Raw genomic sequence first — 12,509 nt, 5'->3', positions numbered from 1 at the left:
ATGCCGTTCTGGTTGATGAGATTGGTTTTACGTTCAGGGAGACAGATGTTTCTGATGACGGAGAACCAGAATACACGCGAAACGAAGGGTACTTTGTTAATATCCGTCTTCTTGACGATGGATTTGATGATTCCGTGTTCCGTGAGTGGGTGGTTACACCAGAGCGCCCGCTCAGGGAGTGGTTTTAAGGATAGCAGATGGATATCACGCCGATACTTCATGCAATTTGTGCTGTGGCGGTACAGGGGCTGGTTGGGTGCATTACCGGTGACTGGGCTTATGGTGCAGCCATTGCCTGTACGTTTTTTGTTGCCCGCGAATATACCCAGGCAGAATATCGCTGGATTAAGCGTTTTGGTGATGGTCACCGACATAAGATGCCGTGGTGGGGCGGTTTTGATCCGCACGCGTGGGATGTGGCAAGCCTGATGGATTTTGTGGTGCCGGTGGTGGCCTGTGCGGGATTGTATGGCTGTATGCTGATTTTTAGCTGAAAAAAAGGGAGCGCTCAGGCTCCCCAATCGGAAGAAATCGCTTGAAACGACAAGCTTGTTGTTACGCCCTCTAAGAATGTTATATAAAACATGCCATTGCCGTGATTATGATCGCGTTTAATAAAGAGGGGGTAGCCCATATTTTGCACGAGCGCGGTTGCATGCTTCATTCACGATGCCGTGTTCTCCGGACATCGGAAATTCTCTGCAGGTGGATGAGCGATGTTCATAAATGCTGCAGTAGGCATTGACTCCCGGTTGGCCGATCAGGGCCACACAGCGAGGATTTTTCTGGTTAGTGCCCTGCATGCATTGATGGTAGGGAGAGATTTGTTCTGTCATCGTTACGGGGATGGTGCCGCCAGCATCATCTGTTTCAACCCAGTAAAAAGAGACGCGGAAAAATGCACAACAGGCACCACACGTCATACATGGATTAGGATTGTTCATACTTTTATTGCTTTAGCATCAATGAGTTATTATTACAGATGTAACTGCAGAATTATGAATGGCATTCTGATATTTCTTTTATCATTTTGTTTACTTTTTATTTACTTTTGTAACTTGAAAAAGTGCTGTCTATGGTCAATTAATTATAATGCAATCTATGAATTGCAATCCCATAATTACTTTTAATGGTGACTACTATGACTAAATGTTCAAACCTTAGACAGCAGATTATGGATGATGTACAAAGAAGATATGGAGAATATCTTGATAAGGATAAAGTATCTTGTATTACAAGCAAGATAGCTGCGGCAGAAAATAAATACCCAGCAAAAACTACATTAGCTAGTGCAATATTTTATATAAAAGTAGACACTCAGATCACCAGTGAAGGTGGAAAACATTTTTCGGGAAATGCAGGAGGATTATCATCTCCAGGTGGTGGTGTGCTGTTTGGTGACTTATATACAGATGATTTGGATGATCTGTATACAAATACGGTTAGCTTCCAGATAACAATGACCCCTGTATTTTGTAGTGTATTGTTTTTTGATTCTGCATCAAATCTTTTGGGGCATTTCGAGGGAGGTGGTGTGTCAACAGTATCGGGTGTTGCAGGTGGCACAGGCTCGTGGTCCTGATGCTTTAAAATATAAATAGTGCAAAGTCAGACCCGGCTTTGTATTTATTAATGAATAACATTGTCGGGTCTGTATTAATAAAATAATCTGGTATAGAAAGTCGTTTCTGAGCTATTTAACAAAACAATGAGCAGAAAATTTTACTGAATAAACCCGGCATTCGAGTTTCTCAGACTTACTGCAGCATTTCATGAACGAACTCTTGCGCAGTATCTTTGTCTACGGCTCTTAAGATGGTGAGCCCATCATTGGTGAATTTTGACAATCGTGTGTACATTGTACTATCCGTTGTTTATGAAATGATCTATAAGGGAAGGGATAATCCTCTGCAAAACAAAAAAAGACTTTAAAAAAATCAAGCGGTTAAAAACACAGAGTAACTGTATAAAAAATCATCGCAAAAGGTTGTTTTTCCTTTTATAAACAGCTTGTTATTACATTTTTTATAATCTACCGGTCTGGTACATGGATATCGATACCGAAATCCAACGGCGCAGTGCTGCCTGCAGGGCGTTATTCTGACAACGTACGCCTTGACCCGTGGGTATTTATGTTCTCTGCGGGTTACCGCTTCTAATTTTTTACCATCAATAAACCGCCAGATGTTTTCTGGCGGTTTGTCTCAAATTAACTGCGCGTCGCCGCTTTCATCGGTTGTACAAAAGCTTTCAGTGCCGCCAGCATTTTCTCTGGCTCATTAATATGTTGCTCGATGATTTTAACGATGGCCGAACCAGAAATCGCGCCCGCAGCTCCTGCATCAATCGCGGCTTTTACCTGATCCGGGGCGGAAATACCAAATCCCTGCAATGGAGGCGCAGCGTTGTACTCTTTCAGCTTCGCAACCAGATGATTGAGGGGTAACGCGGCGCGGTTTTCTGCGCCGGTCACGCCCGCTCGCGACAGCAAATAGGTGTAACCACGACCGTAAGAGGCTATCTGGCGCAGCAAATCATCGTCGGCATTCGGCGGGCAAATAAAGATAGGTGCGACATTATGACGCAACGCGGCCTGGCGGAAGGGCGCGGACTCTTCCACGGGCACATCGGCAACCAGCACCGAATCGACGCCGACTTTCTCGCACTCGGCATAAAACTCATCAATGCCTTTGTTAAACACCAGGTTGGCATACATCAAAAGGCCGATGGGAATGGTCGGGTGCTTCTGGCGAATGAGTGCCAGCACCTCAAAGCACTGCGCCGGGGTTACTCCCGCCGCAAAAGCACGCAGTGTGGCGTTTTGAATCGTCGGGCCATCCGCCAGTGGGTCGGAGAAGGGGATGCCTAACTCCAGCGCGTCAGCACCGGCTTCAATTAGCGTATCGATAATTTTCAACGACTGCTCAATGCCCGGATCACCGAGGGTGACGAAAGGAACGAATGCGCCTTCTTTGCGCTCCTTCAACTGGGCAAACAGAGATTCGTAGCGTTCCATCAGATTTCCCCTCGTGCTTTCAAAATATCGTGAACGGTGAAGATGTCTTTATCGCCGCGACCGGAAAGGTTAACCACCAGTAGCTGCTCTTTTTCCGGATTTTCGCGCATCATTTTCAGCGCATGGGCCAGGGCGTGGGAGGATTCCAGCGCCGGGATGATCCCTTCATGCAGGCAAAGCGTTTTAAAGGCTTCCAGGGCTTCATCGTCGGTAATAGACACGTAATCAGCGCGTCCAGTGCTGTTGAGATACGCATGTTGCGGGCCGACGGACGGGAAATCCAGCCCGGCAGAAATGGAGTAAGACTCTTCAATTTGCCCGTCTTCGGTTTGCATCATCGGCGCTTTCATACCGAAATAGATGCCCACGCGACCATGTTTTAACGGTGCGCCGTGCTCGCCAGTTTCGATACCGTGGCCGCCAGGCTCCACACCAATCAGGCCGACGTCGGTTTCGTTGATGAAATCTGCAAACATACCGATGGCATTCGAACCACCGCCAACACAGGCGATAACGGCATCCGGCAGGCGACCTTCTCTTTCCAGAATCTGCGCTTTCGTTTCTTCGCCAATCATCCGCTGAAACTCACGCACAATGGTCGGGTAAGGATGCGGGCCAGCTGCGGTACCCAGCATATAGTGCGCGGTTTCATAACTGCCGGACCAGTCGCGTAGCGCCTCATTACAGGCATCTTTCAGGGTCGCGGAACCGCTATGTACCGGGATCACTTCCGCACCCATTAAGCGCATCCGGAAAACGTTGGGCGACTGGCGTTCAACGTCTTTGGCACCCATATAAATACGGCATTTCAGGCCGAGCAGGGCGCTGGCAAGGGCCGACGCCACGCCATGCTGACCGGCACCGGTTTCGGCAATAATTTCAGTTTTACCCATCCGCTTCGCCAGTAAAGCCTGACCGAGCACCTGGTTAGTTTTATGCGCGCCGCCGTGCAGCAAATCTTCGCGCTTCAGATACAGCGTGGTGTTCGTCCCGGCTGTAATGTTCTGGCATTTGGTCAGCGCGGTTGGACGCCCGGCATAGTTTTTCAGCAGGTCGTTGAACTGAGCCTGAAATTCAGGATCTTTTTGCGCGCTGACAAAAGCTTCTTCCAGCTGGCGCAGAGCAGGCATCAGGATTTGTGGCACGTACATGCCGCCAAACTCACCAAAATAGGGGTTAAGTAATGTTGTCATTGTTCCTTTCCTTAATATGCGCGCAGCGTCTGGAAAACCGAGGCCAAAAGACGTGCGTCTTTGATACCCGGTTGCGACTCTACAGCAGAATTAAAATCAAGCCCGGCGCAGCCGGTTTGTGCCGCTTCCACGCAGTTATCTGCGCCTAAGCCCCCCGCCAGCAGAACGTTGCCAAGCGATTGACCATTTAATAGTGACCAGTCGAAACGTTGTCCGCTCCCGCCCTGACCGTTGTCGAATACATATTTATCGATGTGCTGAAAATCGCGCGCGGGAAGAGTTTCACCGACACTTAAAGCCTTCCAGATGGCGACGTGTGCTGGCAGAGCCTCACGCAGAGTGTCGATATACAGCTGATCTTCATTACCATGCAGTTGCACTGCCGCCAGCGATAACACCTTAGCTTTGTCCACCACATCGGCAATATCGTGATTGCGGAACACGCCAACATACTGCAACGGTGCCGCAGCCATCACTTCCTGCGCCTGTTCAACGTTGACGCAACGCGGTGATGTCGCAACAAAAATCAGCCCACCGTAAATCGCGCCCGCGTCATAAGCTGCTTTAGCATCTTGTTCACGCGTCAGGCCACATACTTTATTCTCACCCAGCAACACCCGACGCACGGCGGCGTTCAAATCGTCATGGGCCATCAACGCCGAACCAATCAGAAAGCCGTTAGTGAAGTGGCTTAACTCGCGCACCTGAGCGTAAGTATTGATGCCGGATTCGCTGATTACCGTCACGTTGTGCCCCAGTTTCGGTGCAAGCTCGCGGGTACGGTTGAGATCAATCGACAAATCGCGCAGATCGCGGTTGTTGATGCCAACGACCTTTGCCCCCAATGCAATGGCGCGCTCCAGTTCCTCTTCATTACTGACTTCGGTCAGCACACCCATCTCCAGACTGTGCGCGACGGCTGCAAGCTGGCGATATTGTTCGTCATCCAGTACTGAAAGCATTAATAAGCAGGCATCGGCCTGGTAATAGCGCGCCAGATAGATCTGGTAAGGATCGATAATGAAGTCTTTACATAAAATCGGCTGCGGGGCGATTTGGCTGACGATGGGGAGGAAATCAAAGCTCCCCTGAAAATATTTCTCATCAGTCAGCACTGAAATTGCCGAAGCGTAATGTTTATAAATGGCAGCAATGCGTGCCGGATCGAAATCATCACGGATCACGCCTTTTGACGGCGACGCTTTTTTGCACTCCAGAATAAACGCCGTGCGTGCACCCTGTAGCGCATCATAAAAATGTCGCGTGCTCGGCTGAATCTCATTCTGAAAACTGGCCAGCGGTTGCTGCTGTTTGCGGGCTTCTACCCAAATCGCCTTGTCTGCGACGATTTTCGCTAAAACGGTTTGCATTATTTACCCTCGTGCCGCCAGTGCGGTGACTCTGTCGTAAGCGGAACCACTGCGCAGTACCTCAAGAACGGTTTGCGCATTGGCTTGCAGATCTTCATGGCCATGCAGGCGCATTAACATGGCGACATTCGCCGCGACGGCTGCTTCGTGAGCGGCGTCGCCTTTACCTTGTAACAAGCGTGTTAAAATGTCACGGTTTTCTTCCGGTGTTCCGCCTGCCAGTTGCTCCTGGTGGTAGGGTGTCAGGCCAAAATCTTCAGCGGTCAATTGATAGCTCTTAATTTCGCCGTCATGCAGTTCGGCAACGATTGTCGGCGCGTGTAATGAAACTTCATCCATCCCGCCGCTGTGCACCACCGCCGCGCGTTGATACCCCAGCACGCGCAAGGTTTCGGCAATCGGCAGCACCAGTTCCGGACTATAAACACCAATTAACGCCAGCGGCGGATGCGCCGGGTTAATCAATGGCCCCAGCACATTGAACAGTGTGCGGGTTTTTAGTTGCTGGCGAACCGGCATTGCATGGCGGAATCCGGTGTGATATTTCGGTGCAAAGAGGAAACAGACGCCTAACTCATCCAGCGCCTGGCGCGATTTATCGGCGTTCATATCAAGATTAATACCGAACGCCGCCAGCAGATCCGACGAGCCGGATTTACTGGAGACGCTACGGTTGCCGTGTTTCGCCACTTTCAGCCCGCAGGCCGCGGCGACAAACGCACTGGCGGTAGAAATATTGATGCTGTTACTGCCGTCACCGCCGGTGCCGACGATATCGGCAAACAGATAATCCGGGCGCGGGAACGGCGCGGCGTTTTCCAGTAGCGCGGTTGCTGCTCCGGCGATTTCGTTCGGGTGCTCGCCGCGAATTTTCATGCTCACCAGCGCCGCCGCCAGTTGTTCCGGTTTCAGTTCGCCACGTACCACCGCTGAAAACAGCTGGTGGCTTTCTTGTTGGCTAAGCGTCTGGGCCTGATACAGTTTTTCCAGAATCGGTTGCAGCGTGTTGGTTGGCTTTAGTTTCTGCTGCGCCCAGGCCAGCGTTTGTTCCAGCAGGCGAGCGCCCTGGGTAGTAAGAATGGATTCCGGATGGAACTGGAATCCACAAACGCGATCCGCATCATGACGCACCGCCATCACCATGCCATTAAAATGGGCGTTGATGGTTAAACCGGCCGGAATATTACTGCCAACCAGCGAGTGATAACGCGCCACTGGCAGCGGGTTTGTTAATCCGGCAAACATCGCCTGACCGTCATGTTCAATGCTCGACGCTTTACCGTGAAGAATTTCGCCCGCCTGACCGACATAGCCCCCGTAAGCTTCGACAATCGCCTGATGTCCGAGGCAAATGCCAATAATTGGCAGCTTGCCACGCAAGCGGGTGAGGAGTTCCGGCATACAACCGGCTTCGCTCGGCACACCGGGGCCAGGAGAAAGCATCAGCACCGGATTGCTCATCGTCGCCAGGCGTTCAATTAAGGTCTGCGCCGGAATATGGTTGCGGTAAATCACCACGTTATGACCATTGCTGCGCAACTGATCTGCCAGGTTGTACGTAAAAGAGTCGATATTATCGAGCAGCAGAATGTCAGCCATTAGAACGTCTCCTGTGCATGATGCGCGGTGGCAATAGCGCGCAGTACAGCGCGGGCTTTATTACGGGTTTCGTCTGCTTCCGACTGCGGAACAGAATCAAGGACTACGCCAGCACCGGCTTGCACGGTGGCGATACCGTTTTCCACCAGCGCCGAGCGGATCACAATGCAGGTGTCGAGATAGCCATGCGCGGTAAAATAACCTACCGCGCCGCCGTAGCTGCCGCGTCGACGACCTTCTGCTTCGGCAATTAACTGCATAGCGCGTACTTTCGGTGCACCGCTTAACGTCCCCATATTCATACAGGCGCGGTAAGCGTGCAGGGCGTCGAGATCGTGGCGCAGCTCACCAACAACGCGGGAGACCAGGTGCATCACGTAAGAGTAACGGTCAACTTTGGTGAGATCGGCGACGTAGCGGCTGCCGGGTGTGCAAATGCGTGCCAGGTCATTACGGGCGAGATCCACCAGCATCAGATGTTCAGAAAGCTCTTTATGATCGGTACGCATCTCCAGTTCGATGCGGCTGTCGAGGTCTCTATCCAGTGAACCATCGGCACGACGACCGCGTGGACGTGTTCCGGCAATCGGGTAAATCTCAATCTGGCGGCTGGTGGCGTCATACTTGAGCGAACTTTCCGGCGACGCGCCAAACAGGGTGAAATCATTATCCTGCATAAAAAACATGTACGGGCTGGGATTACTCTTTTTCAGCACGTAATAGGCCGCCAGCGGTGACGGGCAGGGCAGAGAGAAACGGCGAGATGGCACCACCTGGAAAATTTCTCCGGCGCGAATCGCTTTTTGCAACAAACGCACTACGCCACCGAACTCTTCATCGCTCTGGTTACATTCACAACGCATATGCGGCACGGAAACCACCGGCAGCGGCGGCGCGGCTTCGGTCAGTTGCTGACGTAGTTCGTTCAGGCGAGCAGTGAGACGTTGTTTTTCTTCTTCATTCGGAGCAAACAGGCTGGCCTGAATACGGGTGCTTTTTTTCTGATGGTCAATCACCATCAGCGTTTCAGCGAGATAAAAACAGAAATCAGGGCAGCTATTTTCCGCTGACAGTTGCGGTAAATTTTCAAATCCCGCCACAAGGTCATAAGAGAACAGGCCGCCGAAGAACATTGCTTCTCGTTCTTCCTTCGGTACATTCAACAGATTCTGTAATAAGCGGAAAGCGTCAAAAACCGAAAGGGAGCATAAGCGGGCGTCTTCATCCAGCAGTGGACTGACAGGCGGGAAGCGCAGTACGCGGCAGTTTGGTGATTGTTCATTTTCCACACCCGCAGGCAAGGCGTTATCCAGTAGTGTCAACAGGGCTTCTCCATTGCCGGAAAGCGCCTGGATTGTGACAGTGTCACTTAATGCTGTAATGCGCAGCGCACTGTCTACCAGCAGCAGGCTTTTTAAATCATCTTTGCTGTCGATATCTGCGGATTCCAGCAGCAGCGTTGCCGGACGATCCCCACACAACTGGTGAAAAAGCGCAGTCGGGTTGTCGCGATAAGCGCCTTTGCAGGTTAGCAGTTCGAGAGTCGGTTTTTGTGTTTGCATTGTTATTCTCTAATTTTGTTCAAAAAAAAGCCCGCTCATTAGGCGGGCTGGGTATCTGATTGCTTTACGCATGGTGAATACACTGCCCGTTTCAGGAAGTGCGCCACCAACCTTTCAGTACGAAAATTGCTTTCATTGTCGATACCCTTTTTACGTGAACTTGCGTACTAGTTAACTAGTTCGATGATTAATTGTCAACAGCTCATTTCAGAATATTTGCCAGAACCGTTATGATGTCGGCGCAAAAAACATTATCCAGAACGGGAGTGCGCCTTGAGCGACACGAATTACGCAGTGATTTACGACCTGCACAGCCATACCACAGCTTCCGATGGCTGCCTGACGCCAGAAGCATTGGTGCACCGTGCAGTCGAGATGCGCGTCGGCACCCTGGCGATCACCGACCATGACACCACAGCTGCAATTGCACCAGCAAGAGAGGAAATTTCACGTTCGGGACTGGCGCTGAATCTTATTCCTGGTGTGGAAATTTCCACGGTCTGGGAAAATCATGAAATTCATATTGTCGGGCTGAATATTGATATTACTCATCCGCTAATGTGTGAGTTCCTCGCGCAGCAGACAGAACGGCGCAATCAGCGGGCGCAGCTGATTGCCGAAAGACTTGAAAAAGCGCAAATACCTGGGGCACTGGAAAGCGCGCAACGACTGGCGCAGGGCGGTGCGGTGACGCGCGGTCATTTTGCGCGTTTCCTTGTGGAGTGCGGAAAAGCCAGTTCAATGGCGGATGTCTTTAAAAAGTATCTGGCGCGCGGGAAAACCGGATACGTTCCGCCACAGTGGTGTACAATAGAGCAATCTATTGATGTCATTCATCATTCTGGCGGTAAGGCGGTGCTAGCTCATCCTGGGCGGTACAATCTTAGTGCTAAATGGCTGAAAAGATTGGTTGCGCATTTTGCCGAACACCACGGCGACGCGATGGAAGTCGCGCAGTGCCAGCAATCGCCCAATGAACGCACCCAGCTGGCGACACTTGCGCGTCAGCATCATTTATGGGCATCACAAGGATCTGATTTTCATCAGCCATGCCCGTGGATCGAACTGGGTCGTAAACTCTGGCTGCCCGCAGGCGTTGAAGGCGTCTGGCAGCTATGGGAACAGCCGCAGAACACCACAGAGAGGGAATTATGAGCCAGTTTTTTTATATTCATCCTGATAACCCGCAGCAACGCCTGATCAACCAGGCGGTGGAGATCGTGCGTAAAGGCGGGGTGATTGTTTATCCAACTGATTCCGGCTATGCGCTCGGCTGTAAAATTGAAGATAAAAACGCGATGGAGCGTATTTGTCGTATTCGCCAGCTGCCGGACGGTCACAACTTTACCCTGATGTGTCGCGATCTTTCTGAACTCTCGACCTATTCATTTGTCGATAACGTTGCGTTTCGTTTGATGAAAAACAACACGCCAGGCAACTATACCTTCATCCTGAAGGGGACGAAGGAGGTGCCACGCCGTCTGTTGCAGGAAAAACGCAAAACCATCGGTATGCGTGTGCCGTCTAACCCGATTGCGCAGGCGCTGCTTGAAGCATTGGGCGAACCGATGCTTTCCACTTCGCTAATGCTGCCAGGCAGTGAATTTACCGAATCCGATCCGGAAGAAATTAAAGACCGTCTGGAAAAACAGGTGGATTTGATTATTCACGGCGGCTATCTCGGGCAGAAACCAACAACGGTTATTGATCTCACCGATGATACGCCGGTCGTGGTGCGTGAAGGCGTAGGTGATGTGAAGCCTTTCTTATAACAAATTGCGTTCCACGGATGGAAGATGATGGCAGGGATATATCGCTGCATTTTGCTGTTGATAGTTGGGCTTTTTTTCTCTTCGTTGAGTTATGCGAAAAACACGGAGATCCCTTCTTATGAAGAAGGGATCTCGCTCTTTGATGTTGAAGCCACTCTGCAACCGAATGGGGTGCTCGACATCAAAGAGAACATTCATTTTCAGGCGCGAAATCAGCAGATTAAGCACGGATTTTATCGTGATTTACCGCGACTCTGGATGCAGCCTGATGGGGACGCTGCACTGCTGAACTATCATATTGTTGGCGTCACCCGTGATGGTATTCCTGAACCCTGGCATCTTGACTGGCATATCGGGTTAATGAGTATTGTCGTGGGCGATAAACAACGTTTCTTGCCTCAAGGCGACTATCATTATCAAATTCATTATCAGGTTAAAAATGCTTTCCTGCGTGAGGGGGATTCTGATCTGCTAATCTGGAACGTGACCGGTAACCACTGGCCGTTTGAAATTTATAAGACCCTATTTTCACTCAAGTTGCCTGATATTGCGGGTAATCCATTTAGCGAAATCGATCTCTTTACTGGAGAAGAGGGCGACACATATCGAAATGGCCGCATCCTTGAGGACGGAAGAATTGAATCTCGCGATCCGTTTTATCGTGAAGATTTCACGGTCCTCTACCGCTGGCCTCACGCATTACTTGGTAATGCCCCGGCTCCACAAACGACGAATATTTTCAGTCATCTTCTTTTACCCTCAACGTCATCGTTGTTAATTTGCTTTCCGAGTCTGTTCCTGGCGTGTGGATGGTTATATCTCTGGAAGCGCAGGCCGCAATTTACGCCGGTAGATGTGATTGAAACCGATGTCATTCCGCCAGATTACACGCCCGGCATGTTACGTCTTGATGCGAAACTGGTTTACGACGATAAAGGTTTTTGCGCCGATATCGTAAATCTGATTGTGAAAGAAAAAATTCATCTGGAAGATCATTATGACAAGAACCAGCAAATCCTGATTCGTGTTAATGAAGGCGCGACCAGAAATAATGCGGTATTACTGCCCGCAGAGCAGTTATTACTGGAAGCGTTATTTCGTAAAGGCGATAAGGTCGTTCTTACGGGGAGACGCAACAGAGTCTTACGCAAGGCATTTTTACGGATGCAGAAATTTTATCTGCCGCGTAAAAAGTCTTCGTTTTACCGACCTGATGCGTTTTTGCAATGGGGCGGAATGGCAATATTGGCGGTCATTCTCTACGGTAACCTGAGTCCCGTAGGCTGGGAAGGAATGAGTCTGGTAGGCGATATGTTTATTATGATCTGCTGGCTTCTTACTTTCTTATTTTGTTCCCTTGATCTTTTGTTTGCCCGCGATGATGACAAGCCTTGCGTTAATCGTGTCATCATCACTTTGTTTTTACCACTGATTTGTTCAGGTGTGGCTTTTTACTCTCTCTACATCAATGTCGGAGATGTATTCTTTTACTGGTATATGCCAGCGGGTTATTTTAGCGCGGTTTTCCTGACCGGTTATCTCACTGGCATGGGGTATATTTTTCTGCCAAAGTTTACCCAAACCGGGCAGCAACGTTATGCCCACGGTGAAGCTATCGTTAACTATCTTGCGCGTAAAGAGGCAGCAACACACAGTGGGCGGCGGAGGAAAGGGGAAACACGGAAACTGGATTACGCGTTGTTAGGTTGGGCTATATCGGCAAATTTGGGGAGGGAATGGGCGTTACGCATCGCCCCTTCGCTTTCTTCGGCGATTTGCGCTCCAGAGATTGCCCGTAACGGCGTTTTATTCTCATTACAGACGCACCTGAGTTGCGGGGTCTATACCAGTTTGTTGGGGCGGAGCTATTCTGGTGGTGGTTCTGGCGCTGGTGGCGGAGGCGGTGGTGGCTGGTAATCAAGCTGATGTTAATCGAAACAAGCTTTAACCATAAAGATAGTGTAGTATGTTGCGCCTCAAAGCCAGGCAAGTTAAAA

At 50.3% G+C, this 12,509-nt stretch carries 13 protein-coding genes, 1 pseudogene and 1 other annotated feature; of the genes and pseudogenes, 7 read left to right on the top strand and 7 right to left on the bottom strand.

Going from position 1 to position 12,509, the window contains the following annotated elements; genetic code table 11:
- A partial coding sequence (locus tag C4F37_RS27915) for a hypothetical protein (RefSeq protein WP_106106714.1) occupies nucleotides 1-188 on the top strand: 188 nt, incomplete at its 5' end.
- Between the two features lie 9 nt (nucleotides 189-197).
- A complete protein-coding gene (locus tag C4F37_RS17700) occupies nucleotides 198-494 on the top strand; it encodes a hypothetical protein (RefSeq protein ID WP_000355614.1) in 297 nt (98 codons plus the stop codon).
- A 117-nt stretch (nucleotides 495-611) separates the two neighbouring features.
- Here the strand turns inward: C4F37_RS17700 and C4F37_RS17695 are convergent, their stop codons facing one another.
- On the bottom strand, nucleotides 612-944 hold the full coding sequence (locus tag C4F37_RS17695) for a YkgJ family cysteine cluster protein (protein WP_001304590.1): 333 nt from the start codon (nucleotides 942-944) through the stop codon (nucleotides 612-614).
- Nucleotides 945-1,141: 197 nt separating this feature from the next.
- Here C4F37_RS17695 and C4F37_RS17690 point away from each other — a divergent pair, with 197 nt between their 5' ends.
- Nucleotides 1,142-1,582 carry a VapA/VapB family virulence-associated protein gene (locus C4F37_RS17690; RefSeq protein ID WP_000158829.1) on the top strand — a complete coding sequence of 147 codons (441 nt, stop codon included), beginning with the start codon at nucleotides 1,142-1,144 and terminating at the stop codon, nucleotides 1,580-1,582.
- Between the two features lie 447 nt (nucleotides 1,583-2,029).
- Nucleotides 2,030-2,159, top strand: a pseudogene (locus C4F37_RS17685) (OmpW family outer membrane protein); the annotation flags it as partial.
- A 50-nt stretch (nucleotides 2,160-2,209) separates the two neighbouring features.
- Here the strand turns inward: C4F37_RS17685 and trpA are convergent.
- From trpA to trpL, 6 genes are all read right to left on the bottom strand, one after another.
- A complete protein-coding gene (trpA, locus tag C4F37_RS17680) occupies nucleotides 2,210-3,016 on the bottom strand; it encodes a tryptophan synthase subunit alpha (RefSeq protein WP_001357405.1) in 807 nt (268 codons plus the stop codon).
- Complete coding sequence (gene trpB / locus C4F37_RS17675) at nucleotides 3,016-4,209, bottom strand: tryptophan synthase subunit beta (protein ID WP_000209513.1); 1,194 nt, start codon at nucleotides 4,207-4,209, stop codon at nucleotides 3,016-3,018. The genes trpA and trpB overlap by 1 nt, the downstream gene beginning before the upstream one ends.
- Nucleotides 4,210-4,220: 11 nt before the next feature.
- Nucleotides 4,221-5,579: a bifunctional indole-3-glycerol-phosphate synthase TrpC/phosphoribosylanthranilate isomerase TrpF gene (trpCF, locus tag C4F37_RS17670; protein ID WP_001538690.1), complete on the bottom strand. Its 1,359-nt coding sequence runs from the start codon at nucleotides 5,577-5,579 to the stop codon at nucleotides 4,221-4,223.
- 3 nt (nucleotides 5,580-5,582) lie between these two features.
- Nucleotides 5,583-7,178: a bifunctional anthranilate synthase glutamate amidotransferase component TrpG/anthranilate phosphoribosyltransferase TrpD gene (gene trpD / locus C4F37_RS17665; protein WP_000763537.1), complete on the bottom strand. Its 1,596-nt coding sequence runs from the start codon at nucleotides 7,176-7,178 to the stop codon at nucleotides 5,583-5,585.
- Complete coding sequence (trpE, locus tag C4F37_RS17660) at nucleotides 7,178-8,740, bottom strand: anthranilate synthase component I (RefSeq protein ID WP_001538691.1); 1,563 nt, start codon at nucleotides 8,738-8,740, stop codon at nucleotides 7,178-7,180. The genes trpD and trpE overlap by 1 nt, the downstream gene beginning before the upstream one ends.
- Nucleotides 8,741-8,761: 21 nt before the next feature.
- Nucleotides 8,762-8,855: a sequence feature (Trp leader region), on the bottom strand.
- Nucleotides 8,832-8,876: a trp operon leader peptide gene (gene trpL, locus C4F37_RS17655; protein WP_001700591.1), complete on the bottom strand. Its 45-nt coding sequence runs from the start codon at nucleotides 8,874-8,876 to the stop codon at nucleotides 8,832-8,834. It overlaps the preceding feature by 24 nt.
- 137 nt (nucleotides 8,877-9,013) lie before the next feature.
- On the opposite strand from trpL, the gene rnm reads away from it, so the two are divergent.
- Genes rnm through C4F37_RS17640 form a run of 3 tightly spaced genes read left to right on the top strand, consistent with a single transcriptional unit; the run spans nucleotide 9,014 to nucleotide 12,429 of the window.
- Nucleotides 9,014-9,895 carry an RNase RNM gene (gene rnm, locus C4F37_RS17650; RefSeq protein WP_001538692.1) on the top strand — a complete coding sequence of 294 codons (882 nt, stop codon included), beginning with the start codon at nucleotides 9,014-9,016 and terminating at the stop codon, nucleotides 9,893-9,895.
- The gene (locus tag C4F37_RS17645; RefSeq protein ID WP_001295575.1) at nucleotides 9,892-10,512 is read left to right on the top strand and encodes an L-threonylcarbamoyladenylate synthase; all 621 of its coding nucleotides are present in this window, start codon (nucleotides 9,892-9,894) and stop codon (nucleotides 10,510-10,512) included. The genes rnm and C4F37_RS17645 overlap by 4 nt, the downstream gene beginning before the upstream one ends.
- A gap of 27 nt (nucleotides 10,513-10,539) precedes the next feature.
- Entirely contained in the window at nucleotides 10,540-12,429 is a 1,890-nt protein-coding gene (locus C4F37_RS17640; protein WP_024186832.1) for a DUF2207 domain-containing protein, read from the top strand.
- The last annotated feature ends 80 nt before the right edge of the window (nucleotides 12,430-12,509 follow it).

The organism is Escherichia sp. R1 (assembly GCF_003000935.1).
In the GTDB taxonomy this organism is placed as follows: Bacteria; Pseudomonadota; Gammaproteobacteria; order Enterobacterales; family Enterobacteriaceae; genus Escherichia; species Escherichia coli.
This window is presented reverse-complemented; position numbering and strand designations above follow the sequence as displayed.

What these genes read in the sequence shown, in the direction of transcription:
- C4F37_RS17645 (WP_001295575.1), top strand. Translation starts at nt 9,892, where the DNA reads ATGAGCCAGTTTTTTTATATTCATCCTGATAACCCGCAGCAACGCCTG.
- trpA (WP_001357405.1), bottom strand. Translation starts at nt 3,016, where the DNA reads ATGGAACGCTACGAATCTCTGTTTGCCCAGTTGAAGGAGCGCAAAGAA.
- C4F37_RS17640 (WP_024186832.1), top strand. Translation starts at nt 10,540, where the DNA reads ATGGCAGGGATATATCGCTGCATTTTGCTGTTGATAGTTGGGCTTTTT.
- trpB (WP_000209513.1), bottom strand. Translation starts at nt 4,209, where the DNA reads ATGACAACATTACTTAACCCCTATTTTGGTGAGTTTGGCGGCATGTAC.
- trpCF (WP_001538690.1), bottom strand. Translation starts at nt 5,579, where the DNA reads ATGCAAACCGTTTTAGCGAAAATCGTCGCAGACAAGGCGATTTGGGTA.
- trpE (WP_001538691.1), bottom strand. Translation starts at nt 8,740, where the DNA reads ATGCAAACACAAAAACCGACTCTCGAACTGCTAACCTGCAAAGGCGCT.
- trpD (WP_000763537.1), bottom strand. Translation starts at nt 7,178, where the DNA reads ATGGCTGACATTCTGCTGCTCGATAATATCGACTCTTTTACGTACAAC.
- C4F37_RS17700 (WP_000355614.1), top strand. Translation starts at nt 198, where the DNA reads ATGGATATCACGCCGATACTTCATGCAATTTGTGCTGTGGCGGTACAG.
- C4F37_RS17695 (WP_001304590.1), bottom strand. Translation starts at nt 944, where the DNA reads ATGAACAATCCTAATCCATGTATGACGTGTGGTGCCTGTTGTGCATTT.
- C4F37_RS17690 (WP_000158829.1), top strand. Translation starts at nt 1,142, where the DNA reads ATGACTAAATGTTCAAACCTTAGACAGCAGATTATGGATGATGTACAA.